The sequence below is a fragment of the Paenibacillus terrigena DSM 21567 genome (assembly GCF_000374845.1).
In the GTDB taxonomy this organism is placed as follows: domain Bacteria; phylum Bacillota; class Bacilli; order Paenibacillales; family Paenibacillaceae; genus Paenibacillus_K; species Paenibacillus_K terrigena.
In genome coordinates this window covers 332,317-357,861 of sequence record NZ_KB895419.1, presented here as the reverse complement: position 1 = coordinate 357,861, position 25,545 = coordinate 332,317, and the positions used below count along the sequence as shown (strand labels likewise).

The following is a 25,545-nucleotide window of genomic DNA, read 5'->3' as shown; positions in this document are numbered from 1 at the left end:
AATAACCATGCAGTTTATGGATGCCCATGCTACATCCCCCATCATACGGGACCTTCAATCAAGCGTAAATGACAACCGTTGTACGCTCCGTTGGCTCTGGCCAAGCGACGTCCAATCGGTTTACATTCATAAAGTACACGCGAGCGAGCAGGTTGATGATACGCCTGACGCTCGCGCCTTAAAGCTCTATACCAAGGATGAATTCAAAGCAAATCATGGCTATCAGGATCGATTGGACGGTGTCGGTCGCTGGATCTATACGATATACGCCAGCACGACCATCGATGGAGAGACGCGACTAATACGTCAACCTGAGTACGGGAATCGCATTGAAGTCAGTACAGGAAAAGCGAATATATATTACTCGATTCGTCTCAAAACCGGTTTTTTTCAGAAATTCAAGACGGCGCAAATTCAAGTGACCTCGGAAGTCCCACTTGCGAAAGACGTACTCTGTTACGTTAAAAAGCAAGGCGGCTACCCGACGCATAAAGAAGATGGGACGGTCTATCCATTCGTAGAGCCATTTCCTGCAGGCAAGACGGTCTTACCTGTCATTGAAATCGGTAAGAACGATTTTATTCGATTATTTTTTACAGACGGCCGGGAATACGGGCATGTATATGCACTCATACCGGAATAGGAGGAGCACCCATGAGTTTTTTCGATATATTTAAAAAGAAACCGCAAGCAGCGCCAAGACCGCTGTTTTACGATATTGTATGTCCCTATTGCTTCCGTAAATATGCACCCGAAGATGTGGTCTTCCGTGCAGCTCATCATCGGGAAGACGATGAGAACTATGCGCTTCAAGAAGATGACGTTCTGAATCGCTATCGCCAGCAATTCGGTTTAGATTCCGTCTACGATATGGAAGCCATTCTCTACCCTCACGACATTCCTGAAGAGCATCACATCTACTCCGATCATGTCATGATTGGGTTGAACGATCGATACGGCGTTGTCACGCGTCATCGACTATGTCCGCACTGCCATAATGAGTTGCCGATCACAGCTGGCAAGGTGCCAAGCAATATTATCTCGATCATCGGAGCCTCCCAAGTCGGGAAATCGGTCTATATGACCTCCTTGATCCATACGCTGCAGCATATGACAGCAGATCATTTTGACGCAGCCTGCATGCCGCTCAATGCCGAAATAAGCCGCAAATTCCGCACCATGTACGAAGAACCGCTTTTTGAACGTGGCGACCTGCTCGCTTCAACCCAAAAAGAGAAAATGCAAGAACCGTTTATTTTCCAATTCGTATTCAAGGATGAGTCCAAGCCCCCTCTCACCCTTGTGTTCTTTGACGTTGCAGGTGAAGGCATGGTCGATCAAGACTATCTGGGGTTGCATGGACAGCATATCAAGAATTCCGCCGGCATTTTATTCATGGTCGATCCGCTTCAAATCCGTTCGATTCGCGAAAAAATACGCTTGAAATATGGGGATACGGAAGGCGATTGGATCCCGCAATACGATGAACCTCGTGATGTCGTCCTGACGATGTTCGGCGATTTCATCGCATATGAGGAGAAAACGAAGACGAATATCCCGACGGCTGTCGTATTGACGAAGAGTGATATGCTCCACTCGCTCAAAGATGAAGACGGCGATTATGTGAAGCCGAACAGCAATATTTTCAATAACATGATTCATCGCAAATGGCTTGACTTAACCGAATTCGAGAACATTGATGGCGAAATTCGACGTTTCATTGAGAAAGTCGATCGTCCTTTCAAGGGAACGATGGATGTCTATTTCTCCAATACCGCCTATTTCGCGGTTTCAGCCCTTGGAAGCAATCCCGTTAATCAGAAGATGCAAGGTGTTGTCAGTCCCATCCGCGTGGACGAACCATTCATCTGGTTGTTATATAAACTGAACTACATCGAAGGGAGAGAAGAACGTTGAATACCCCGTCACCGAAACCCATCCAACAACAAATGTATACGCGAGAGCGACGTGGTATTTTTCGTTCCAATGAAGGTTACGATACAGTAGCTCGTTCCAATGGGTTGGATAGCAATTTCATTAAAAAACTGCTCCACCCTGCCTGCTTCTACGATGCTCCGACAGAGCTGTCCGTCCGTGGAGAAAAGGACGTCAGCGCTTATCCGAGAGCCATGCATTTATATCGCACGGAATCGGGGCAAATCGTACTTGGTACAGGGGTGTATATGCCTGCCGATTTCACGGGCATGCGAAGTGCTTTCTTCATGCATAACTATGTGATTCCAGCAGAGCGTGCTGCAGAAGTGGTGTATGACTATCCTGCATGGTTGAATGCTTCTTTCGCCACCGATTATGATATTGAACAAGGGCAAGATTTGCCTGAGTTGCAGAATATTCCTCTCAACGGCGATGCGGCCCCTTCTCAGCCTTATCGAACACAATTAGCTCAAATGAACATCGATGAACAGGTGTACAAACAGCTGCTGTTCGCCGTGATGGCTTCGATACAAGGCAAAAAGAAAGTCTATGTCGCGCTGGATGTGCCGATCGAGACCCTCTCCCATCATGCTGTGAAGTTAATCGAAATCTTATATGCCAGCATGCCATATGCCTACCGCAAACAATTCGGCTTCGTGACGTATGCTAAAGAACCTGTCAGCAAAAAAGGCATTCATCTCACGCTCATGGAGAAAGGAAGCTTGCGAGCGAACGATAAGAATATCGAAAAAGATTATACATTCGATCTTCCCTCACAGCGCGTGAACAATATCGATGTTGATTGGTCTAAGCAGCCTTATATCGATTATGCGTGGGATCATCTTGATCACTCGCATGTGATGGAGGACTTCTTCCGATTTGCCGATCGGATGCTCGCTGATCTGGAACCGCTTCGCGAGACATCCATTGTCAGTTATCATGAGCTAACGCTGTTCGAACAGCTGCTTCAGGGACAATACCATGAATATGACAAGAATCAGGTAGCCATATTAAGCGCGTTGATCGGGTATTTAACGCCTCCTAACGCGATGATCGCCAAAGAACAGTTAAATGCTCTATTCCATTCGTTGTTCACAAGAGAATACACGCATGTTAAGCAGAGACAGATTCCGGACCCTACGATTGTGGAATGCTTCCGCGATTACGATCGCATGAACCCGGACGCGGTGGAGAAGGAACTTTCCGGTTTCTTGATTCGGGTCATCAATAACGCCTACGCGGAGCAGCGACAGGATCTGGCATTCGCGTTCTATGCGATCGCAGAGAGTGTTCCTTCGTTACGGCAGTTGTTCTTCGATACGGTCTTGCAGGTCAATTTCGCAAGAACACTGTTCGACCCTTACATTCAACATCGATTCCAGAGCATGAGCTCCGTTCAAGATGTCGTAGATGCCATTCAACACTGGGTGAATCATCACCCACAGGCACGAAGTCATACCGCATTTCTGGAGATCGCCAAGTCCGAGCTTACCGTGAAATTGCGGAGCGAGCCGGAGCCTGTGTCCGCCGTCTATTCGATCGTGAATCAACTCGACAAGCTTGCGATTCAAGTGGAGAAGCAATTGGGAGGTACAGATACTTATTTTATCGATCAACTCATCTATTCAGCGCAGCTCTATTTACTTAAAGAATTAAAACTGGAAGAAATTACGCTGGATCAGCTTCTCCAAATTGATTTCTTAGAACACGAGGATGAAATCAAGGAATGGGCTGCCCACTTCAATCAACAAGTCCGATCACAGACGAATGTCATGCTCGCTGCGTACCGATGGTTCCATGCGCAAAATCCCGATGAATCCATCTTCGAAGGCCTTTCAGCCGTGGAAATGGATAGGTTGCAGCAGCTCGGGCGGAAATGGATGCAGGACGACATTAAGCCGGCTCAATTCAGACGGATAATCATGGCGTTCTACAGTGAATCTAGCGGAAGCATGATCGATTTCAGCGGTTTATTGCAATATATCTATCAACATGCACAAGACAAAACCATCGTCTATCAATTCATGAATTGGTCGGAAAAGCATCGTTATTTCACGCGATCTCAGAAGCTTCATGCCGCATATTCAGCAGCAATTCTTTCTTATTTTAAGAAAGTCGATCCGACTGCCTTTAAGAACCGGACGAATCGCAAACAGTATTTCGATACGGCGGGACCGGCTCTGAAGGCGGTATATGATAAAGCTGCTATTGAAAACGCACCGGTACTCCTTCGCATCCTAAAAAAACATAAGAAAGCAAGCCTTCTTGCATTGGTCCTTGTGATTATTCTTGGCGCAGCTGCAGGGATGGCCGGATCCGGGGTATTCAGCAAGAAAGCGCCCGAACAGATCGATCAGGCGGAACAACCCGTCACTACAACACCACCGACCGAGCAGGTTCCAACCATTCTTGTTCATGTAGAGAATATCCAGGTGGATGGAAAAACGCCACAAGAAGAGCAGACCCAGCTGGTATTCCAATTCCGTGATCTTCAGGAGTGTGCGGCTTTCGAGCCGAAAACGGTACAAATTGAGAAAACAGATGGAACGAAAACCGACTATAGCAAGACACTAAAATTAATTCACAATTGTAGTGATACCGTAACGGATACAAAGAAAGATACCAAAGAAACAAATCCGAATCCAGAAAATGGTGCAGATCCAACAAGCACGACGAATGGCACAGCTGCTTCGGCCGAAGACGACGCACCCTCCTATCCAGGAAAAGTTATCGTTCAGCTGGGCTCCAAAGCGGATATCCCACAGGATAGTACCGTGATCATCAATGAGATGAAGTTCAAGCTTTCTCTACCACCAAGCTCCGCGTCGGGAGAATCGATCAATCCTTAATTAACGTACTTAAAGAACTAAAGAACTCCCCTTCGTAAATCTTGAAGGGGAGTTTTTTGTCCGACTATTTTCTTATGGGCCAAATCGGTTCTCGATCAAATTCGATCGCAATGACCGTATTCCTTCCGTCGCAGATTTCGGAGGAGACATCGATCCAGATCCGATTTACGCTGTAGATATCATTTCATTTCAACTGGCTGTACAGAAAATCGACAACATGCATTGCTTGCATCTCATGGCTCATGCCGTGTTTCTCAATGCCATGCTTCATCTGCAGCAGACAGCCGGGATTGCTAGTTAATAGAACGTGCGCCTGCGTCTTCTTAACATGCTCCATCTTATGTTCCAAGATGCTCCCGGCCATTTCCGGATGTGTCAAGTTGTAAATACCTGCCGAGCCGCAACAACGGTCTGCCTCGAACAGTTCGACGAACTCCGTTCCTTCCACACGTCGTATCAGATTTCTCGGCGCATCCGAGCTGCGCATCACGTTGCGCAAATGACAGGACTCCTGGTAAGTGATTTTGGTCGCATGCCCCTCTGCCGTCTTGCCGAAGGACTGAGGCAGATTACCTTGATCCACCAGAATTTTGCTAATATCGACCGTGCGTGAAGCGAACCATGCAGCATCCGCTTTCCACTCTGGTTCATCGTGAAGCAGATGTCCGTAATCGACGAGCAACGCGCCACAACCGCCAGCGTTGGAAATGATCCAATCGACACCAGCTTCCATAAACGCGCGAATGTTCCGTTTGGCTAGTTCCTTGGCGCCAAATTGTTCACCGCTATGCGCATGAAGCGCACCACAGCAATTCTGGCTTGCTGGGATGACGACGTCGAATCCGGCCGCATTAAGCAACCGAACGGTGTTGATATTCGTCTCCGTAAACAGGATATCCATGATGCATCCGCGAAATAAGCCGACGGTGGCGATCTTCTCCCCTTTTGCCGGGTGCCAGGTTCCAATCGTCTCGACGACACCCTTATCGGAAGCCTCGGGCAAAATCTTCTCCATGTCTCGCATATGTGCAGGAAACAGCTTCATGAGTCCCGCATTTCTCGCGAAGCTCTGTAATCCTGATTGTTGGTAGAACCTAAGCGCTCCTCCGACCATTCTTACCCGATTCTGATATGGGAACACGCCTTTGAAAGCTACTTTACGCGCGAGCTTGATCCACCAGCGATGGGAATCTGTATGTTTCTCCACCGCGTCCCTCGCCTGCTCGATTAATTGGCCGTATTTCACGTCGGCCGGACATGCTGGCTCGCATGCGCGGCAGCCCAGACAGTGATTCATTTGCGTCTCGAACTGCGCATTTGGCTCCATGATGCCGTCGACAACGGCTTTCATTAAGGCAATCCTGCCTCGTGGCGATTCTGCCTCGACCCCTGTCTCGCGAAAGGTCGGACAAGCCGGCAAACAAAACCCGCAGCGCATACAGTTGGTCAACTGGTCGTAATCGAGCGTCTGCTTTAGTGTATACGCCATGGGGCTGCAAGCAGGAACAGCGCCTGACAAGCCTAGTGCCGTCGGCAATGAATTGGATCGTAGCTCTGTCTTAGCCATGATCGATGACCACCCTTTTACGCGACTCTTTGGCGAACAATTTGCCGGGATTGAGCAAGTTGTGTGGATCGAATGCCATCTTGATTCCTCGCATCATCTCGATACCGGCGCTCCCCACTTTCCATTCCAGATATGGAGCCTTTACCATCCCAACGCCGTGTTCGCCCGTTATCGTACCGCCAAGCCGAATCGCCGCTTCGAAAATTTCTTCGAAAGCTGCTTCGACGCGATGTACTTCATCCTGGTCTCGTGCGTCTGTCGTTGCAGTCGGATGTAGATTCCCGTCGCCGGCGTGACCGAAAGTACATATCTGCACGTTATATTTCTGGGCGATTCGGTTAATCTCCAGCACCATATCGGCAATTCGTGAACGCGGTACTGTCGCATCTTCCAGTATCGTCGTCGGCCGCAAGCGGGCGAGCGCGGTAAAAGCGCTGCGTCGGGCCGTCATCAGCTTCATGGCATGTTCCGCCGATTCTGCTACTTCAACTCTTGCAGCGTTCTCGCTCTGACATATCGACACGATGACTTCGATATCTCGCTCGACCATCTCCATCTCGCCATCTTGTTCGATCAACAGGATGGCTTCCATGTCGAGCGGCAAGCCTAGCTTCGCAAAATCGTCGACGACGCGAATCGTCGGATTGTCCATGAACTCCAGCGTTGCCGGGATAATCTGGCTCTTGATGATGCTGGATACGGAACGAGCCGCCCCGTAGATATCCTTATACATCGCCAGCATTGTCTTCTTATACTTGGGTGGCGGAATAAGTTTAAGCGTCGCTTCCGTAATCACTGCAAGCGTCCCCTCCGAGCCGACGAGCAGCTTGGTCAAGTCATAGCCTGCTACGTCTTTCATCAACTTCCCGCCAGTGCGAATAATTTCACCATTCGCTAGCACGGCCTCAAGTCCGATGACGTAATCTTTCGTCGTACCGTATTTGAGCCCCCGAAGGCCACCGGAGCATTCCGCAATATTGCCACCGATTGTCGAAATTGCCATGCTGCTCGGATCAGGCGGATAAAACAAGCCTAGGTTCTCTATATGGGTGATAAATTCCTTGGTGATGATCCCGGGCTGTACGGTCGCTGTCAGGTTATCCAAATCGACATCTAGGATCCGATTCATGCGATGCATGACCATCACGATCCCGCCATGTACGGGAACCGTCCCGCCGCATAAGTTCGTGCCAGAGCCTCGACTGACAAGCGGAATGCGATGTCGGTTCAGCACTTTCATGACGGCTGCGACTTCTTCGGTACTACCGGGGTAAATGACACCATCCGGAAGCGCCTGCTGCATTGGCGTTCCATCATAGGAATGCGTGACAAGTGACTCAAGATCATCATGAAAAAATGTATCGCCAACAATTGAGCGCAGTTCACGTTTAACGACTTCCTCCAGCACAATCAACACCTCAACATCTCATTAATTTTTAAAGAAACGAATTAGTCAGGTCATCAGATGACTTTATGCTGGGTTTAGTATACACTAAAATAAATGGCATGAGAACCACATTTCGGAAGGAATGAATGAAACTGATGAATACGCTTCAACCCAAGCCGCTTAAAAGCTCCGACTGGGTCATGCAAGACCTAAAACAAAAAATGGAAGGAGGACTCCTCCTCCCAGGCGACAGACTGCCCTCTGTCGTTGATCTTGCCCTGCAATATCAAGTAGGACGATCAACCATTCGGGAGGCGCTTAGCTCCTTGAAAGCAATGGGCTTGCTCGATGTCCGGCAAGGAAGCGGCACGTTCGTCCGTGAACAACCGATCGAGCACCCACATCCGGCTCAACTGCATCCTGAATCTTGGATAAGCCGTGCGAAATCAATTCGACATCTTCTTGAAGTGCGTCGCGTCCTTGAGACTGGCTGTGTGTCTCTTGCGGCAACCCATCGAACGGAGCAAGACCTTGCCCTGCTGTTGAATATTCTCGAAGAGATGGCGTCCAAGTTGGATGACGAAGTATTCGGCGAGCAAGCCGATGTACAATTCCATGAGACAATCGCTCGAGCAACCCATAATCCCATGCTAGCCGATTTGATGTCGTCCCTGTCGCAGCAGATTCACGAGACGATGAAGGATACCCGTACGTTATGGTTCTACGCCGAACGCTCTTCGGCTGAACGTTTGCTGAGGGAGCATCGGGATATTTACGAGGCGATCGCCGATTGCGACGGCATACGAGCACAGCAGCTCATGGAGCAACATATCACCAAAGTCGAGCGTGTCCTGGATCCTGAATAATCAACTGCATAAAAATCGTGCGCAAGCCGGGGTATTTCAGACATATCTTCCCCCGGTGTGCGCACGATTTTTCATATCATTTCAACGTTATTTTCTTTTTCCATGTCAATTCATCCCCTTGGTCATTGCGGAAAAGGAACTTGACCTCCCCTTCTTCGCCGCTCATCGGTTTCGGGTAGATAAATCCTGCGAACTGGCCATCACCGCTAATGTAGAAGCCGTCTTCCCCGTTCGCACCATGCTGAGCAGCTTTTTGCAGTGTATTGACGATCTGATTCTTCGAAGAAATCCACTGCATTTCAGCGAGTGTATAGCCTTCAGGCAGCTTCTTCACAACAAAATCGAAGCTTTTCTGCTCTGTGGGTTTGGGCGTCTGATCAATAATAATCAGAATTTCTTTGTCCAGTGGCTTCGAATCCTTCTCGTTAGCTGGTATCTCTTGTTGTGCGGGTTCAGATCCCTTCACCGCAGAACCGGTGTCCGATGGCAAGCCGCAAGCACTTATCAGAAGCAGCATGCTGCCAACGATCAACAACATGATGTAACGTCTCTTCTCCATATCCAATCTCCATTTGTCTTTTATAATGAATTACTTTGCTTCCACTTGTTCCAACGTGAAATGAAACACAACGCCTTGGTCCGTATTCGCCGCACCATACGTACTGCCATGCAGCTCCAGAATATGCTTGACGATGGCGAGCCCCAGTCCCGTACCGCCAGATTTGCGATCACGTGAACGTTCGGCACGATAGAATTGATCCCAGATCCGATCCAAAACTTCCGCGTCAATCGGAGGGCCAACATTAGCGATAGCGGTCTTAATCTGGCCATGCATTGTTCGCTGTATATCAATTCGGATGGTGCTTCCTTGCGACGCATGCCGAACGGCATTGCTTAATAGATTCAGTACCACTTGCTCGAGCCGTCTAGGATCTGTGCTTACAACCCATTCCGAATCCGCTTGTATATCGATGTGAAGCTGCTTACTCTCCAGCTGATGAGCGAACGAGGCAGTAACGCGATGGATCAACTCCCCAAGCGATATGTCTCTGAGGTGTAACTGAATTGCCTTCGCCTCGAATTTGGATAGCTCCAGCATATCCATAATCAATGCGTTCATTCGATCCGTTTCACTCACGATCAGCCCAAGATATCGCTCTCGTTTATCGACAGCCACATCATCCTGCAGCCCTTCTGCGAACCCTTTTACGATGCCGAGTGGCGTCTTTAACTCATGGGAGATGTTCGCGATCAATTCTTTACGAAGCTGTTCGGAGCGCTGCTTCTCTTCCATTTCCGTGTGCAGCTGCTCATTCGCCTGCTGCAGGTTCTGCAATGCGGCATTCAGATTTTGCGATAGTGTGCTCATACTTCTCGATAAATCCCCGAATTCGTCCTTGGAATGAATCTCGGGTTGGACACTGAAATCCAGCTGTGCCATGCGCCCTGCCGACTTACTGAGCTTCACTAACGGCCGTGAGATGATTCGCGAATAAATCAATGAAAGGATCAGCACAAGAATAAGAATAACCGGAGCCATATAGATAAAATATTGCTTCAGAATTTCTACCGCTTCGCCTACGGGCTGAAGCGAGGTGAGCGCAAAGACATACCGATCCTCATCCAGCGATGTGGATAGTGGAGCTACAATGACTGCGTATCGGATGCCGCTCCATGGATCAAGCCATTCCGTTCGAACAGAAGTATTACGATCCAGCTCAGCTTGGTGCATGTCTTTCTGGAGCAACCAATCCATCAACGCGTTTCGAATCAGCGTATCTTGATAGAACGGATTGAAGGATCGCTGCTCGGGCAAGATGAAATCTGTGATCTTGCCTTTGACGCGTACAAGTCCCTCACCAGGGAGTGTTGCTACCTGACCTTCCTGATGGATATTGACTGGCTGCATAATCGTATCCTTCTCATCCATAAAAATACCGTCAACCACCAGCGTATCGCCAATTCGTACCCCTGTCGGAATATCGTTCAGCATCATCCCTTCGGATGCGATACGAAGCGTAACCAGCTTTGACTCCGTTGCGATTTGAATAAAATACGGATCGACGCTTCGTTGCTCGAACTGACTGTTCAGAATCGCCACGCTAGCGTTGTTCTCATTCATGAAGGTACCTAATGCGCGAGAGGCCTCGATTCCATTGGATTCTGCAGCAAGATACCGCGTACCGAATCGCTCGATGCTCTGTTCGAGATGATTTATTTTTGTCGCCCGATAGAACCGTTCAAAGAACACCCCCTCAGCAAGCAGAGCTAGCGAGAACACAAGTAGGATCAGGACAGAGGTGATCACAAACAACTTTCGTACAACACCGTTTTTTCTCATGATTCCATCTCAAATTTATACCCCGAACGAATGACCGTCCGAATAAATCGCCCTTCGCTTCCTAATTTGGCGCGTAATTTCTTCACATGGGTGTCCACGGTACGCAGATCCCCAAAATAATCAAATCCCCAGACAGCATTTAATAGATAATCCCGGGATAGAACCTGCCCATCATGCTTCATGAAAACGAGGAGCAACTCGTATTCCTTCGGCGATAGGTTAATGAGCGTTTCCGATACCATAACCGAATGCGCCCTGCGGTCCACCGTGATATGCCCATACGTGAGAATGTCGTTCTCCCGTCCGATTGTCCCCTCCGTTCGTTTCATGAGCGCGACCGCACGGGCGACGAGCACCTTCGGACTAAATGGCTTGGTGACATATTCATCCGCACCCAGCTCGAAGCCCATAATCTGATCATCGTCCTCCGTCCGCGCGGTTATGATGATAATGGGGACGTCTGACTTTTGCCGAATTCTTCTGCATACCGACCACCCGTCCATTTCCGGCATCATAATATCCAGCACAATCAGGTCGATCATGGCCTGTTCGAAAATCTCCAGTGCTTCTCTCCCGTTCTCCGCCTCATATACATCCCATTGTTCTTTCTTGAAATAATCTGTAATAAATTCACGCATGAGAACATCATCTTCGACGAGCAAAATACTTCGTTTCATCCATTATCACCCCAAATCGACCGAAAACTCTCTGAGCTTAGAACGACGGTAATTCATCCATACTACTGATTTTATTTATTGATCGCGAACACGACGATCTGCTCTTCCTGCGGTCGGATCCACACTTCTCCATCTCCAACCATGACACCCTGCCAGTTGACGAACACATCCTTTGCTTTTTGCGCAAGTAGTTTTTTCTTCACCTTGTCCGTCATAATCTGATTGTATTTTTCGATAAACTGCTTTTTCGACTTAATCAGGACCGTTTTTCCTTTATGGTTGACATGTAATGGATAGGATATGAAGTTCGCAACTTCTTTTTTATTGTTCGACACGACGGCTTTCTGCAGTTTGCTTAGAAAATCGGTAAACGCAGCTGGATTATCGATGCCCGCCACCTCATACGGGTTCTCCATGGCATGGATGGAATAGACTGCAAGTTGCTGATCGATGACGCTCATCCACATTTCACCTTCGCCAATCATGATCCCCTTCGCATTGACGAATACATCTTCAGCATTCTGCGCAAGCAGTTTCTTCTGCACATGACTTGTCATGATACGATCGTACTTTTGCACGAATTGCTCCTTGGTATAAATGATTATTTTCTTACTATTTTTGATCAAATTCAAAGGATAAGACATGTAAGTAGCTACTTCGTTAAGATTATCCTCTGCAACTGCTTTTTGCAATTTTGCAAGAAAAGTCGTGAACACCTTCGGGTCATCAATACCGGCATTGGCAAATGGTTGATCCTGCTCACTCTTCACCGATTGCATTGTTGTTGTCGCTTGACTTGCTGTTGATTTCGCCGGTTCTGCCCATACTTGACCTACCAAAGCTCCCGTTGTGATGGTTAATGCTAATAAGATCGCTGTTTTTTTCATTTTTGTTTCCCTCCGTTTTCTGTTTACAAATCACAGTATAAAGTGCCGATGTGTACTTCATGTGTACTCCCGATGAACATGGAGGGCCTTATCGCGTCCAAACAAGCAAAAACGCCTCCGGCGTCCTTTCAAGGACGGAAAGCGTTTATGCGAGAAATATATGATCCGTTTATTCGTGAAACTTATAAATTCTTGTATTTCAAAAAAAAACCGCGATCATCGCGGTTAATTAGAACACGATCCATGATATAACGATAAACTGCACGGCACCGATAATCTCGAGAATACCTGCCTTCATCGGACGCACTTGCTTCCCTGCGAAGAGAAACGTACGGATTAACGGAACAATGAAAGGTAGCGTCATCCAAGGATAACCGCATACCCACGGTACGAAGAGCATCAGCACATGGTAGATGCGAGCCGCGGCCTCCCATTTCTTATTGCCTCTTTCCCTAAAGATCGTCTTCACGAAAAATGCCGTCCCCATAAAATACAAAAAGTTAAATCCGACGACAGCCAGCATCGTTGAATCCCAGCCGCCACCACCGAATAGATATGTAGCAGCTCCCCCTAAGGAGAAGAGCAAAATCGCGCAGAGATCGTTCACGATGGCTCGCTCCGATTTCTGCTTCACATGCCAGATATTCACGATTAGCAGCAACAGAAATGGGATGCCGAAATAAAATAGCTCCGGCGTCTGCATCAACGGATATACTAGTGCTGCCAGTGCGATGACCCCATAGATGGCTGACCATTTCAATAAATGATCGCGCTGCTTGCCCCGCTTAATGGCTTGTAGGAATGGATACGATGCTAAGTATAAGAACAACCAAGCAATGAAAAGTAGAATATGACTCCACTGCGGCGTACCTGCTATCATCCCGAATAAGAAAGGGACACTAACCATCGCCCATCCCCCATGCTCATGTGGGATTACGATGTTCTTGTTCTTCAATTCCGTTCAACCTCCTCATCGTTAAGCCGTTTTCTTCCGTCCGGTTAAGAGCAACAATAGAAAGGAAATGACCACCATGGAGATCGTCCACATCCAAGCCATCGTCATATTCCCGGAATCAACCGCTACAAAAATCGCTGTAGGGACGGTTTGCGTCTTTCCAGGAATATTCCCCGCAATCATGAGTGTAGCCCCGAATTCACCTAGACTTCGAGCAAAGCTGAGGATATAAGCAGTTATAACCGATGGAAACGCAATTGGCAGCGTAATATAACGAAATACCTGCCATTCACTCGCCCCAATCGAACGCGCAGCATCTCCTAATTGATAATCTATCGAATGGAACCCTGTTTTCATCGTCTGATAGACGAGCGGGAACGATACGACGACAGATGCAATCACAGCGGCTCCCCACGAGAAGATGATTGGTGCGGAGAATAGCCATTCTGCGAATTGACCGATCCAGCTCCGTCGCCCGAGTGCAACGAGGAGCAGGAAGCCAACTACGGTCGGTGGCAGCACGAGAGGTAGCATAAAAGCGGTCTCTAACAGCACTTTACCCTTCACCGAGCTTCTTGACATTCGCCATGCCAATGTAACGCCAATGAGTGTACTCAGCACACTCGATAGGAGTGCAACCTGAAGGGATAATCGAATCGGGGTCCATAACTGAGCCCAATCGATCTCGATCATGTTCATTTCACTTCCGGGATGGAGAATCCGTATTTCACGAAGACGTCCATTGCATCCTTCGATTGAAGATAGGTATATAATTGTTCAACTTCTTTGGCATGGGTTGTCGCTTTGACGATTCCGATCGGATAGGTAATAGGTGAATAAGATGATGGATCTACGGTATAAGCAATCTTTACTTGATCCGATGTGAGTGCATCCGTTTTATACACGAATCCAGCCTCCGTATTCCCGGTCTGGACATATTGGAGTACCTGTCGAACATCCTTCGCTTGGACCAATTTGGACTGTATGTCATCCCATACACCCGCGTTCGCAAGTGCCTCCTGCGCGTACTTCCCGGCAGGGACGGTTTCGGGAATGCCAATGGCGATCTTCTGGATATCCGCTTTCAGAAGGTCTTTCGCTTCTTGTATGGAGATGGGCGGTTTCGCAGCCGTGATCACAGTTAATTCGTTCGCAAGCAAACTCTTCTGTTGATTCTGCTCCACAAGCTGCTTGTCTACAAGCGCCTTCATATTTTTAGAAGCGGCAGATAGGAACAGATCAACAGGTGCCCCTTGTTCGATTTGCTGCTGCAGTGCGCCTGATGCCCCGAAGTTAAAATGCAGCTTCACACCACTTGTCTTCGCCTCATAATTCTTCTGAATTTCTTGCAAAGCATCTGTTAGACTTGCTGCAGCAGAGATGGTTAATTCAACCGATTGCGAGCCAGAATCCGTCTTTTCATCCGTCTGTTTCGTCCCACATGCTGAGATAATGAGTGCCATTGTGAATAATAGAACGAGCAATTGCGTACCTCTTTTGGTCAAAAAATGGATCATCTATATCCCTCTCCTATCCACCAATTTGTGACATTCTACGAGCTGTAGGCGTATGTGATATTTCTTCATCGCCTTGTAAAAATTTCGACATTTCATGATTTTCCGGTTTCGTACCCAGTGCATCCAGAAAAAGTTGGCGCATGGCCTCATCATTACCGACGACGCTGCGTACTTGGAATTGTTCTGTCCAAGCCAAGCATGGTTTAATATAACCGTCTGCCGTTAGACGTAGGCGATTACAGGTCTGGCAGAAATGCTCGCTAACTGGATGTATCAATCCAAAGCTGCCAATCGCGCCGTTCAGACGATAATTCTCCGAAGGACCGTTCCCTTGAATCGTCGTAACCGAAGCGTACTCCCATTGCTGCTCAGCACATACTTCCATCACGCGATTGAGTGGCAAATAGAGGTTCTTCCATTGCGTATCACTGTGACCGATAGGCATGTATTCGATGAATCGTACATGGATGTCCCGTTCTTGCGTTAGCGCGATAAAATCTGCGATCTCATCATCGTTCAGCCCTTTCATCAGCACAACATTCAATTTGATGGGACTTAAACCTACCTTCACACAGGCATCAATGCTGTCGAGCACTTTCCTGACATCCCCCCCGCGCGTAATCATTTTGAATCGATCAGCCTGGAGGGAGTCCATGCTAATATTGACGCGTGTAAGGCCAGCTTCCTTCAATCGCTCTGCACGCGGAGCAAGGAAAATCCCATTCGTCGTTAGCGATATATCTTCGATCCCAGGAATACTCGCGATCATCGCTACAAGCTTCTCAAGTTCCTTCCGAACAAGCGGCTCCCCGCCAGTAAGACGTATCTTGCTAATCCCCATCCCAGCGACGACGCGTACGACTTCTGCAATTTCTTCATAGGTTAGAATCTTGTCTGACGGTTCGAACTCCATCCCTTCCTCGGGCATGCAGTAGATACAGCGTAGATTGCAACGATCCGTCACGGAAATTCGTAAGTAGTGATGCTGCCGTCCGAAGTTATCGACTAAACGGGGAATTGACCCTGTCATCCTCACACACTCCTTTCACAAGTTATCTCTCATCTTCCTTCGGTATATCCAGGGCCATAGGACGACCCTCAGGATAAGCCTGCTGGTTCAGTTGATCGCCAATCCATTCGGAGCCGTCTTCGCCATGCTCTTTTTTCCAGATCGGGACGATTTGTTTAATCCGTTCAATGACGTATTCATTCGCTTCATAGGCTGCTTTGCGATGCGGCGAGGATACGGCGATCACCACGGCGATATCAGATATTTCAAGGCGTCCCACGCGATGTGTGACAGCAACGACCGTATCAGCCCACCGCTCACGAACTTCTCGACCAATTCGCTCCAATTGAGCGACGGCCATCGTCGGGTATACTTCATACTCGAGATATAACGTCCGTTTGCCATATGTTAATTCACGCACCGTACCTAAGAACAACGTGATGGCGCCTGCTTCCCGTCGCTTAACTTTATCCGAGACTTCTTCCGGCACTATCGGTTGATCTGTAATCACAAATAATGAGTTGCTCATACGGATGCTCCTCTCTTATGCTACTCGCTCTCACGTCGATAATCGCCGCTTTTTCCTCCTTGCTTCTGTTCCAGATAGGTGGGGCCTAACACCATATCTTTATCTATCGCTTTGCACATATCATAGATCGTCAGTCCGACGACCTGCGCAGCAGTTAACGCTTCCATCTCAACGCCAGTCACGCCGGTTGTCTTCACTTTCACGCGAAATGATAATGTCTGCTCATTCTCCACCTCGAATGAAATATCAATGCCCGTAAGCGGTAGCGGGTGACACATCGGAATGAGATCTGCTGTCTTCTTCGCAGCCATAATGCCTGCGACTTGAGCCACAGCCAGTACATCGCCTTTGCCAATCGATCCTTCTTGGATTCGACGCAATGTCTCCGCACGCATATGAATTTGACTCTTGGATACGGCCATCCGCTTCGTCTCTACTTTATCCGAGACATCAACCATATGGGCTCTACCTTGTTCATTAAAATGCGTTAATTGCTCACTGCTCATCTTCATAACCCCTTTCTTAACCACCACTTACGGGAGGCAACAATGCGACCGTATCATTCGGCTCGATGACGTGCGTCTGCTCGACAAATTGTTCATTGACCGCGATCATGACATGATCGAGCAGCAGAGCAGGATATCGATTCTTTAATTCTGCCATGAAATCTGCTACTGAGATCGGCCCCAGTTCTAACTCCATACTGGATGCACCTAACTGTTCACTCAAATGGGCAAAACATAATATCTTCATAAGTTCACCTTCCTGACTTTAATATCATTAAAAATTTATTAGGTTAAGTATCGATGATACAACTTCTTGGCTTCGAGCGAATCCGAGGTGCCATGGACCAGAGCTCTACCATCTTGGAAAATAACGAGGCGGTATTCGCCCTCTTGAATTTGAAGGAGATACGGATTCGACTTCACTTCCGCCTGCAATTGCATAGCATGAGAGGCTGCGAGATTCATATCTAGCGGCTCTTGTCGCGGATAACGAATCCAGACCGAGGAGCGACCGCATAACACCTCTGTTCGCATCGCCGCCTCCGACTTCAGATAAGGATAGCTTGGTTGTGCCCCGCAGGTCGGACATGCCTCGTGCTTCCCCGTCTTATCCATACGAATCGATTGGTGCATATTCGACCAGAGATCAAAGACAGTATATCGATCAGACATCTGCGTTCGATTCCCAGACAGCCATTTGAGCGCTTCAGCCGATTGCATCGCCACGACCATCTGCACCGCTGGAGCAATTATCCCTTCTCGATCACAAGACGCAGAGCCGATTGGCATACGTTCCATCACACAATGCAGACATGGCGACTGCCCCGGAATGAAATTGCATACCACACCATAACTGCCTGAACAAGCCCCATAGATCCAAGGAATTTGGTATTGATATGCAGCATCATTGATGATATATCGAATGGCAAAATTGTCCGTTGCATCAAGCATCAAATCCACCTTCGATGTATCCAGCAAAGATGTAAGATCCGACGCTGTGCAATCCATCACATGTGCATGCACCGTTATATCAGCGTTGATCTGTTTAATCCGGTTCGCCGCCGCCACAGCTTTGGGCAATTGATCGATTGCATCCTGCTCGCAAAAGAGCGACTGCCGCTGCAGATTGCTCCATTCCACGTAATCTCGATCAATGATGGTGATCGTACCAACGCCCGAACGTGCTAGAATTTCCGCATTTCCGGAGCCGAGCGCACCCGCTCCAACGATCAGAACGTGTTTGGCCGCTAACTCCTGTTGCCCTGCGGTACCGATAGGCCCAAAGTTCTGTTGTCTGCTATATCGATCATGAGACATCGTCGCTGCCTCCTTCCCGTTCTTGAAGTAATGCGATGTATTCCTCAGGTGTATCCACATCTTCTATAAATTGATAAGCTATACCCGCTTCTATCCAATCGCTCTCCCCTAGACCTAACCAATGAATCGAATCCAATAGCCCAGATAGCCGGTACTGGTGCGATTCGAGTCTCTGAATGATAGATGGCAGCATCCGATTAGGTCGATACACCCCATGTAACATTTGATGCTTGCCATCGACAACGGGGAGAACCGCGTCATAGTCACTTGTCTTGAGCTGAGATAACATCCAGAGAGCAGCAGAAGCGGATAGTTTAGGATAATCACACCCAACGACCCAGGCATATTCTGTCTCTGTGTGTGCAAAGGCCGCATGAAACCCGCTAAGGGGACCATGCCCTTCATAAATATCCGGAATATAAATCAAATCGTCCTTTGACCATTTGTTATAGTATGAAGCATCGTTCGTCACGATGATCAGTCTCGTACAAATTGAACGCATAACGTTGATTTGCCGTTCGATAAAATGCTCCCCTTCATAGATCAAGAGCGCTTTATTCCGGCCATTCATCCGAGAATTGCGGCCTCCAGCCAGAATAATACCTGTTAACATATGAGCACCGCCCTCCCCCGATGAATGATTATTGACGTTTACGATACACGACATAGCTGCGTTTTAGATATTTGATTGGTAAGCTTAGCATGTGAACGAGCCTTGTAAAAGGAAATACGGCAAATAGTGCTAGACCCAAAATAATATGAACCTTGAAGATCACGGGCACGGTATTCATTAACGTATAATCTGGCATAAATACAATCACGCCACGCAGCCACGGTCCAATCGTCTCCCGATAATCGAATTCAGAACTGCCCGTCATATTGAACAGCGTCGCCGCCATGCCTACCACCACAATCAACGTGAGCAAGACAATCGATAGCATATCGCCGAAGCTGCTCGTTCGACGTATTCGGACATCCGAGAATCGACGAATCACGAGAATGATACATCCGATCAGTGTCAACAGTCCCGCTGCAGAACCGATAGAGAGTGCCATGGTATGATACAGATGATCCGAGACACCTAACGCTTCAAGCCATGTTTTCGGGATCAGAATCCCTCCGACATGCCCGAAGAAGACGAGAATAATCCCGATATGAAATAGATTGCTACCCCAGCGTAGTTTCTTCTTCTCGAGCATTTCACTCGATTTCGCCGTCCAGCCGAACTGATCCGTCTGGTATCGATAATAGAGTCCAACGAGAAAGATGATAAGAATCATATAGGGATAAATCACCCAGAGAAACTGATTACCCCACGCCATTACGCATTCCTCCCTGCGTTACCATATCCCGCAGCACCCCACATCGGTCCGCATCCAAGTTCAGATGGCGTGCTCCCACATCCAGCAGATGTTGTCATTTCAAAGGATCCCTCTGTAATGTCCGATTGATCGATGATCCATAAAATCGCATCAAGTACATGACGATAGGGGCTGGTCATGTGGTGGAGCGCATCTTTGATGCTATCCAAGGCTTTACGGAAGGAATACAGCAAGGCAATACCTCGCTCCTCCTGCGCTACCGCCACATACTCCAGAACCAGCGGCAGATAATCCGGTAATTCATCCGTATCGAGGACAATCTCCTCTTCTTCATACAGTTGTTTTAACTTGAGTAGTGCAGGACCCCGTTCACGGTCATCCCCGAGCTGTCCATAGGTCAAATACAAATTCGCCTTCTTACTAAAATCGAATGTCTTCACATAGGCTGCTGTAATCGCCACCGCATCCATCCCCGCATATTCAGCAAGGCATTGGCCCGCAAGCTCCTGAAGCAACTTGGCCACTGCTTCATCCTCGTACTGGATCAAATGGCACCAATTTACGTACATCTCATCCGCGGTCTCTTGCCACGCCGCATCAGGATATTGCAACAGCTGCGAGAAGAGCATCCAGCTAGAACGAAGCGTCATCTCTTTCATGTCCAATCACTCCTTATTTGATAGGGTTAGGGTTATAGATTTAACCGCCACAGGGTCCAGGTCCACCCATCATATTCGTAAATCCACAAGCACCTTGCTCTGAATAAAGATCCGCGAACTCTTCTCGATGTGCTGCTGGAATGACAAACCGGTCTTCATACTTCGCAATGGCTAATAGGCGGTACATTTCTTCCGTATCTTTAGCAGTCATACCAAATTGTTCTAGCAATGCGAGGTTTGGTGCCTTTTTTAGGTTATGCGAACGCATATGCGAACGCATGACAGCCATCTTTTTCAGAACATTCGTAATGACTTCCGTATCACCTGCTGAGAGTAGATTCGCCAGGTATTGTACAGGAATTCTCATATCATCAATCGCTGGGAAAATATCATCCGGCGTCGCCGACGCCCCTTGGCCTTCCACCATATTCGTAATCGGACTCAGTGGCGGTACATACCAAACCATCGGCAATGTTCGATATTCCGGATGAAGCGGGAGCGCGATTTTCCAGTCAACCGCCATCTTATAAATCGGTGAACGCTGCGCATGCTCGATCCAATCCTCAGGAATATTCGCTGCACGTGCCGCTGCAATAACTTCTGGATCATTCGGATCAAGGAAAATATCTAATTGCGACTCGTAGAGCTTGCTCTCGTCGGTTACAGAAGCTGCTTCCTCAACGCGATCTGCATCATAGAACATCACACCCAGGTAACGGATACGTCCTACGCAAGTTTCCGAACAAATCGTAGGCAATCCTTGTTCAATCCGTGGGAAGCACAATGTGCATTTCTCCGCTTTGTTCGTCTGCCAGTTGAAGTAGACTTTCTTGTAAGGACAGCTCGATACGCAGAACCGCCACGAGCGGCAAGCGTTCTGATCGACGAGTACGATTCCATCCTCTTCACGCTTATACATCGCACCCGACGGACAGCTCGATACACAGGAAGGATTGATGCAGTGCTCACAAATTCTTGGCAGATACATCATGAATACTTGTTCGAATTCCATGCGAACCGCTTCTTCTATCCCCGCCATATTCGGGTCGCGATAACCCGATTCATGAACGCCCGCGAGATCGTCTTCCCAGTTCGGTCCCCACTCCAAATTCATATACTCGCCTGTAATTTGCGACTTCGGACGTGCAACAGGCTGATGCTTCCGTTCCGGACTTTGTTGTAGCTTCTCATAATCGTAATCCCAAGGCTCATAATAATCATCGATCGTCGGTTGATCAGGATTATGAAATATATTTTTCAATCGATTGGCGCGGCTGCCGGATCGTAGCTCCAGCTTGCCGTTCTTCAGCACCCAACCGCCTTTGTATTTCTCTTGATCCTCCCATTGTTTGGGATACCCGATGCCTGGCTTGGTCTCAACGTTATTGAACCACATATATTCCGCACCTTTACGGTTCGTCCATGTGTTCTTACACGTGACAGAACAGGTATGACATCCGATGCATTTATCCAAGTTCATGACCATCCCGATTTGTGCTTTAATCTTCAAGCCAATTCACCTCCTCAAGTTTGCGGATCACGACGTACAGATCCCGCTGATTGCCTGTAGGTCCGTAGTAGTTGAATCCGTAGCTCAGCTGCGCATAGCCGCCTATCATATGGGTTGGCTTCACATGAATCCGTGTCGGACTGTTATGCGTTCCACCTCTAGTGGTTGTCACATCTGTCGCAGGCACGTTGATCGTACGATCCTGTGCATGGTGCATATAGGCCATGCCGCGCGGCATCCGGTGGGTAACAACCGCACGCGCAACGACGGCACCATTTTGGTTAAAGCACTCAATCCAATCGTTATCTAACACATCCGCATCTGCGGCATCGTCCTTATTGATCCAGACGGTCGGTCCGCCTCGGAACAGCGTGAGCATCGGGAGTGAGTCAAAATACATACTGTGAATCGACCATTTGCTATGCGGCGTCATGAAGTTCAGAACGATTTCTTTCCCTTTGATTGCAGGGCGCTTCTTGTTCGTATGGAATGGCGCGTGCTTCATCGTCGGCTTGTAAATCGCCATATTCTCACCAAATTCGGTCAGCATCTCATGGTCCAAGAAGTAATGCTGACGTCCAGTAAGCGTGCGATACGGAATCAGGCGTTCCACATTTGTGGTGAATGGCGAGTAACGGCGCCCATGCTGTTCGGAACCACTGAATGCTGGTGAAGTAATCACCGTCTTCGGCTGTGTCGTAATCTCGTTGAATGTGAATCGTTCTTCGATGCGATCCTCCGCCAAATCTTTCAATTTAAGCGCAGTTTTCTTCTCTAGTGCTTCCCATGCTTTCACGGCCATTTTCCCGTTACTTGTAGAGGATAACGTAAGAATCGCTTCGGACATATGACGATCGGTGACGAGCTTCGGACACCCTTCACTGATCCCGGGCTCATCGACAACACCGTTCACTTTCTTCATCAATTCATATTCATCCGCTGCAGACCAGTTCATCCCTTTAATGCCGTAGGGCTTATCTTTAATGTTAGGTCCGAGCGAAGTCATTTTCTTATATACAGCTGCATAATCCCGCTCCACGACAACGAATTTCGGCATCGTCTTACCTGGTATGGCTTCAATCTCGTCTTTGCTCCAGTCGAGAATTTTACCGAATGGCTGCGATAGCTCATCGGGAGTATCATGCTGTAAAGGCACGGCGACAATATCCCGCTGCGGTGCATCAAATTGCTTAGCAGCCATCTCAGAGAAGGTCTTCGCGATCGTCTTGAACGTCTCCCAATCCGACTTGGATTCCCATAACGGCGGTACCGCCGGATTAAATGGATGAATAAATGGATGCATATCGGTCGACGATAAATCGCTCTTCTCATACCATGTCGCAGCAGGAAGAACAATATCGGAGTACACTGCTGTTCCCGACATCCGGAAATCGATATCCACCATCAAATCGAGCTTCCCTTCCGCTGCTTGGTCATGCCACTTCATCTCCTCGGGACGAATCGTCTCGGAGTCATCATTCAATAAGCCATTGTGCGCGCCGAGCAGATATTTCAAGAAGTACTCATGTCCTTTACCAGAGCTTGAGATCAAATTCGCGCGCCAGACGAACATCACTTTGGGGTGATTCGTATCTGCATCCGGATCTTCGATAGCAAACTGCAAATCCCGATTCTTCAATCGCTGAGCAACATATTTAGCAACCGCTTCAGGGCTATCGTGCCCTTGCGCAGCCGCTTCGTTCGCTAACGCAATCGAACTCTCATTAAACTGCGGATAGGATGGTAACCATCCTAAGCGCGCAGCCATCACGTTGTAATCCGCATAATGCGCATAACGTGCTTTGTCCACCAACGCGGATGTATGTCCATCGACGGGATTGGATTCAAACCGCCATTGATTCGTTGCAAAATAGAAGAAGGATGTCCCGTTCTGCTGCCGCGGCGGCATCGTCCAGTCTCTTGCAAAAGCAACGTTCGCCCAACCTTCTGCAGGACGTAATTTCTCTTGCCCGACATAGTGCGCCCATCCACCGCCGTTCACGCCTTGGCAGCCCGTCATTAAGATCAGATTCAAGACACTGCGATAAATCGTATCCGAGTTGTACCAGTGGTTAATCCCAGCGCCGACAATGATCATCGATCGACCTTCACTATCTACCGCATTCTGCGCGAACTCTCGGGCAATCTGGATGACGGATGCGCGATCAACGCCTGTAATTTGCTCCTGCCATGCAGGGGAGTATGCCGTATTCTCGTCATCGTAGTCACTTCCATGTATCGAATCGACGCCATATTGGGCTAGCATGAGATCGAATACACTCGTTACGCGATATTCCGCGCCGTCTGCACCCGTAATGATTCGGTACGGAATGCGGCGAGAAATCGTAGATTTGCCTTCTTCATTGAAATACGGAAGCATGATCTCAAGCTGACCTTCTGCAGATTCTCGTAATCCAAGCTGAGGTGCAATCTCTTCCCCTGTTAACGTATCGATCAATTCGAGATTCCATTTGCCTTCTTCGCCCCAACGTGAGCCGATCGTTCCGTTCGGGATGCGTAGCTCCCCTGTGCTCTCATCGATGAGGACGGTTTTCCATTCCGCATTATTGGTCTCGATCCCGAGATCCTTCGCGGTAAGGAACCGATCCACCGTGATTGCTCCACCTTGCTCTTGGAGTAGGACGAGGAACGGAAAGTCCGTATATTTCTTCGAGTAATTCTCGAAATACGACGTTCTTTGCTGTACATAGAATTCATTCAGAATGACATGCCCCATCGCCATGGCGAGTGCGCCATCTGTACCTTGCTTGGCAGGGAGCCACTTGTCGGCAAATTTCACGAACTCGGCATAATCGGGACTAATGGATACCACTTTCGTCCCACGGTAACGAGCTTCCGTCATGAAATGAGCATCCGGTGTTCTGGTCATCGGTAGATTCGAACCCCAGACAAGCAAGTAACTTGAGTTGTACCAGTCACTACTCTCCGGAACATCGGTCTGATCTCCCCAGATTTGCGGGGAAGCCGGCGGTAGATCCGCGTACCAGTCATAGAAGCTTAGAAGCGGCGAACCAACTAAGGATAAGAACCGAGAACCTGCCGCATAACTGACCATCGACATCGCTGGGATCGGTGAAAATCCAATGACGCGGTCCGGCCCATTTTGTTTGATCGTGTGGATCATGGAAGCGGAGATAATCTCCGACACTTCATCCCATGAAGCTCGAACCATGCCGCCTTTACCACGAGCTGATTTATAGGTCAATTTTTTGTGATCATCTTGGACAATGGATTTCCACGCTGCAACAGGATCGTTATATTTGCTCTTCGCTTCGCGCCACAGATGAAGGAGCTTTCCACGAATATATGGATATTTCACCCTTAACGGGCTGTAGAGATACCAAGAGAAACTGGCTCCACGCGGACAGCCACGCGGCTCGAATTCCGGCATATCGGGTCCCGTCGTCGGATAATCCGTCTGCTGTGTTTCCCACGTGACGATTCCGTCTTTCACGAATATTTTCCAACTGCAGGAACCTGTACAGTTCACACCATGTGTCGAACGAACAACCTTGTCATGCTGCCAACGATTCCGGTACATCTCTTCCCAAGACCGATCGGCGGGGGATAGTTCACTCCACCCTTCCGAATTCTTATCGCGCTTACGGAAAAACTTCAGTTTTTGTAATAGTGGATTGCTCTTATTCATCGTTCCAACTCCTTGCGCCATATGATATTTCTATTGTAGGTG

General features: G+C 48.4%; 23 protein-coding genes. 4 read left to right on the top strand and 19 right to left on the bottom strand.

Features of this window, described 5'->3' with window-relative positions:
- Nucleotides 1–7 precede the first annotated feature (7 nt).
- The 3 genes from C558_RS0121700 to C558_RS31635 are packed head-to-tail and all read left to right on the top strand — an operon-like array spanning nucleotide 8 to nucleotide 4,784.
- On the top strand, nucleotides 8–643 hold the full coding sequence (locus tag C558_RS0121700) for a hypothetical protein (RefSeq protein WP_018758409.1): 636 nt from the start codon (nucleotides 8–10) through the stop codon (nucleotides 641–643).
- 11 nt (nucleotides 644–654) lie between these two features.
- Nucleotides 655–1,917, top strand: a complete 1,263-nt coding sequence (locus tag C558_RS0121695) for a hypothetical protein (RefSeq protein ID WP_018758408.1) — start codon at nucleotides 655–657, stop codon at nucleotides 1,915–1,917.
- Nucleotides 1,914–4,784, top strand: coding sequence for a GAP1-N2 domain-containing protein (locus C558_RS31635; RefSeq protein ID WP_018758407.1), 2,871 nt, complete (start codon nucleotides 1,914–1,916; stop codon nucleotides 4,782–4,784). The genes C558_RS0121695 and C558_RS31635 overlap by 4 nt, the downstream gene beginning before the upstream one ends.
- Before the next feature lie 184 nt (nucleotides 4,785–4,968).
- Here C558_RS31635 and C558_RS0121685 read toward each other — a convergent pair whose 3' ends face one another.
- Together C558_RS0121685 and C558_RS0121680 are read right to left on the bottom strand one after the other, a co-directional pair.
- Nucleotides 4,969–6,351 (bottom strand): (Fe-S)-binding protein, encoded by a 1,383-nt coding sequence (locus C558_RS0121685; protein WP_018758406.1) that lies wholly within the window; start codon nucleotides 6,349–6,351, stop codon nucleotides 4,969–4,971.
- Nucleotides 6,344–7,759 carry an FAD-binding oxidoreductase gene (locus C558_RS0121680; RefSeq protein ID WP_026264069.1) on the bottom strand — a complete coding sequence of 472 codons (1,416 nt, stop codon included), beginning with the start codon at nucleotides 7,757–7,759 and terminating at the stop codon, nucleotides 6,344–6,346. Before C558_RS0121680 ends, C558_RS0121685 begins: the two co-directional genes overlap by 8 nt.
- Before the next feature lie 125 nt (nucleotides 7,760–7,884).
- Between C558_RS0121680 and C558_RS0121675 the strand changes: the two genes are divergently transcribed.
- Complete coding sequence (locus C558_RS0121675) at nucleotides 7,885–8,604, top strand: FadR/GntR family transcriptional regulator (RefSeq protein ID WP_018758404.1); 720 nt, start codon at nucleotides 7,885–7,887, stop codon at nucleotides 8,602–8,604.
- 76 nt (nucleotides 8,605–8,680) lie between these two features.
- Here the strand turns inward: C558_RS0121675 and C558_RS0121670 are convergent, their stop codons facing one another.
- The 17 genes from C558_RS0121670 to C558_RS0121590 form a co-directional block, all read right to left on the bottom strand.
- The gene (locus tag C558_RS0121670; RefSeq protein WP_018758403.1) at nucleotides 8,681–9,163 is read right to left on the bottom strand and encodes a hypothetical protein; all 483 of its coding nucleotides are present in this window, start codon (nucleotides 9,161–9,163) and stop codon (nucleotides 8,681–8,683) included.
- A gap of 30 nt (nucleotides 9,164–9,193) precedes the next feature.
- Nucleotides 9,194–10,945 carry a sensor histidine kinase gene (locus C558_RS0121665; protein ID WP_018758402.1) on the bottom strand — a complete coding sequence of 584 codons (1,752 nt, stop codon included), beginning with the start codon at nucleotides 10,943–10,945 and terminating at the stop codon, nucleotides 9,194–9,196.
- Entirely contained in the window at nucleotides 10,942–11,622 is a 681-nt protein-coding gene (locus C558_RS0121660; RefSeq protein WP_018758401.1) for a response regulator transcription factor, read from the bottom strand. The genes C558_RS0121665 and C558_RS0121660 overlap by 4 nt, the downstream gene beginning before the upstream one ends.
- Nucleotides 11,623–11,693: 71 nt before the next feature.
- Nucleotides 11,694–12,509 carry a hypothetical protein gene (locus C558_RS34800; RefSeq protein WP_018758400.1) on the bottom strand — a complete coding sequence of 272 codons (816 nt, stop codon included), beginning with the start codon at nucleotides 12,507–12,509 and terminating at the stop codon, nucleotides 11,694–11,696.
- A gap of 229 nt (nucleotides 12,510–12,738) precedes the next feature.
- Nucleotides 12,739–13,464 (bottom strand): YwiC-like family protein, encoded by a 726-nt coding sequence (locus C558_RS0121650; RefSeq protein WP_018758399.1) that lies wholly within the window; start codon nucleotides 13,462–13,464, stop codon nucleotides 12,739–12,741.
- Between the two features lie 21 nt (nucleotides 13,465–13,485).
- The gene (gene modB, locus C558_RS0121645) at nucleotides 13,486–14,163 is read right to left on the bottom strand and encodes a molybdate ABC transporter permease subunit (protein WP_018758398.1); all 678 of its coding nucleotides are present in this window, start codon (nucleotides 14,161–14,163) and stop codon (nucleotides 13,486–13,488) included.
- Entirely contained in the window at nucleotides 14,160–14,981 is an 822-nt protein-coding gene (gene modA / locus C558_RS0121640) for a molybdate ABC transporter substrate-binding protein (protein ID WP_018758397.1), read from the bottom strand. The genes modB and modA overlap by 4 nt, the downstream gene beginning before the upstream one ends.
- A gap of 13 nt (nucleotides 14,982–14,994) precedes the next feature.
- On the bottom strand, nucleotides 14,995–16,011 hold the full coding sequence (gene moaA / locus C558_RS0121635) for a GTP 3',8-cyclase MoaA (RefSeq protein ID WP_018758396.1): 1,017 nt from the start codon (nucleotides 16,009–16,011) through the stop codon (nucleotides 14,995–14,997).
- 22 nt (nucleotides 16,012–16,033) lie between these two features.
- Nucleotides 16,034–16,519: a molybdenum cofactor biosynthesis protein MoaE gene (locus tag C558_RS0121630; RefSeq protein ID WP_018758395.1), complete on the bottom strand. Its 486-nt coding sequence runs from the start codon at nucleotides 16,517–16,519 to the stop codon at nucleotides 16,034–16,036.
- Nucleotides 16,520–16,539: 20 nt separating this feature from the next.
- A complete protein-coding gene (moaC, locus tag C558_RS0121625; protein ID WP_018758394.1) occupies nucleotides 16,540–17,025 on the bottom strand; it encodes a cyclic pyranopterin monophosphate synthase MoaC in 486 nt (161 codons plus the stop codon).
- A gap of 16 nt (nucleotides 17,026–17,041) precedes the next feature.
- A complete protein-coding gene (locus tag C558_RS0121620; RefSeq protein WP_018758393.1) occupies nucleotides 17,042–17,272 on the bottom strand; it encodes a MoaD/ThiS family protein in 231 nt (76 codons plus the stop codon).
- A 38-nt stretch (nucleotides 17,273–17,310) separates the two neighbouring features.
- Nucleotides 17,311–18,342, bottom strand: coding sequence for a ThiF family adenylyltransferase (locus C558_RS0121615; protein WP_018758392.1), 1,032 nt, complete (start codon nucleotides 18,340–18,342; stop codon nucleotides 17,311–17,313).
- Entirely contained in the window at nucleotides 18,332–18,955 is a 624-nt protein-coding gene (gene mobA, locus C558_RS32755; protein ID WP_018758391.1) for a molybdenum cofactor guanylyltransferase, read from the bottom strand. The genes C558_RS0121615 and mobA overlap by 11 nt, the downstream gene beginning before the upstream one ends.
- Nucleotides 18,956–18,983: 28 nt before the next feature.
- Entirely contained in the window at nucleotides 18,984–19,664 is a 681-nt protein-coding gene (gene narI / locus C558_RS0121605; RefSeq protein WP_018758390.1) for a respiratory nitrate reductase subunit gamma, read from the bottom strand.
- Nucleotides 19,664–20,323 (bottom strand): nitrate reductase molybdenum cofactor assembly chaperone, encoded by a 660-nt coding sequence (gene narJ, locus C558_RS32750; protein WP_018758389.1) that lies wholly within the window; start codon nucleotides 20,321–20,323, stop codon nucleotides 19,664–19,666. Before narJ ends, narI begins: the two co-directional genes overlap by 1 nt.
- A 40-nt stretch (nucleotides 20,324–20,363) precedes the next feature.
- On the bottom strand, nucleotides 20,364–21,833 hold the full coding sequence (gene narH / locus C558_RS0121595) for a nitrate reductase subunit beta (RefSeq protein WP_018758388.1): 1,470 nt from the start codon (nucleotides 21,831–21,833) through the stop codon (nucleotides 20,364–20,366).
- A complete protein-coding gene (locus tag C558_RS0121590; RefSeq protein WP_018758387.1) occupies nucleotides 21,823–25,503 on the bottom strand; it encodes a nitrate reductase subunit alpha in 3,681 nt (1,226 codons plus the stop codon). The genes narH and C558_RS0121590 overlap by 11 nt, the downstream gene beginning before the upstream one ends.
- Between the last annotated feature and the right edge of the window lie 42 nt (nucleotides 25,504–25,545).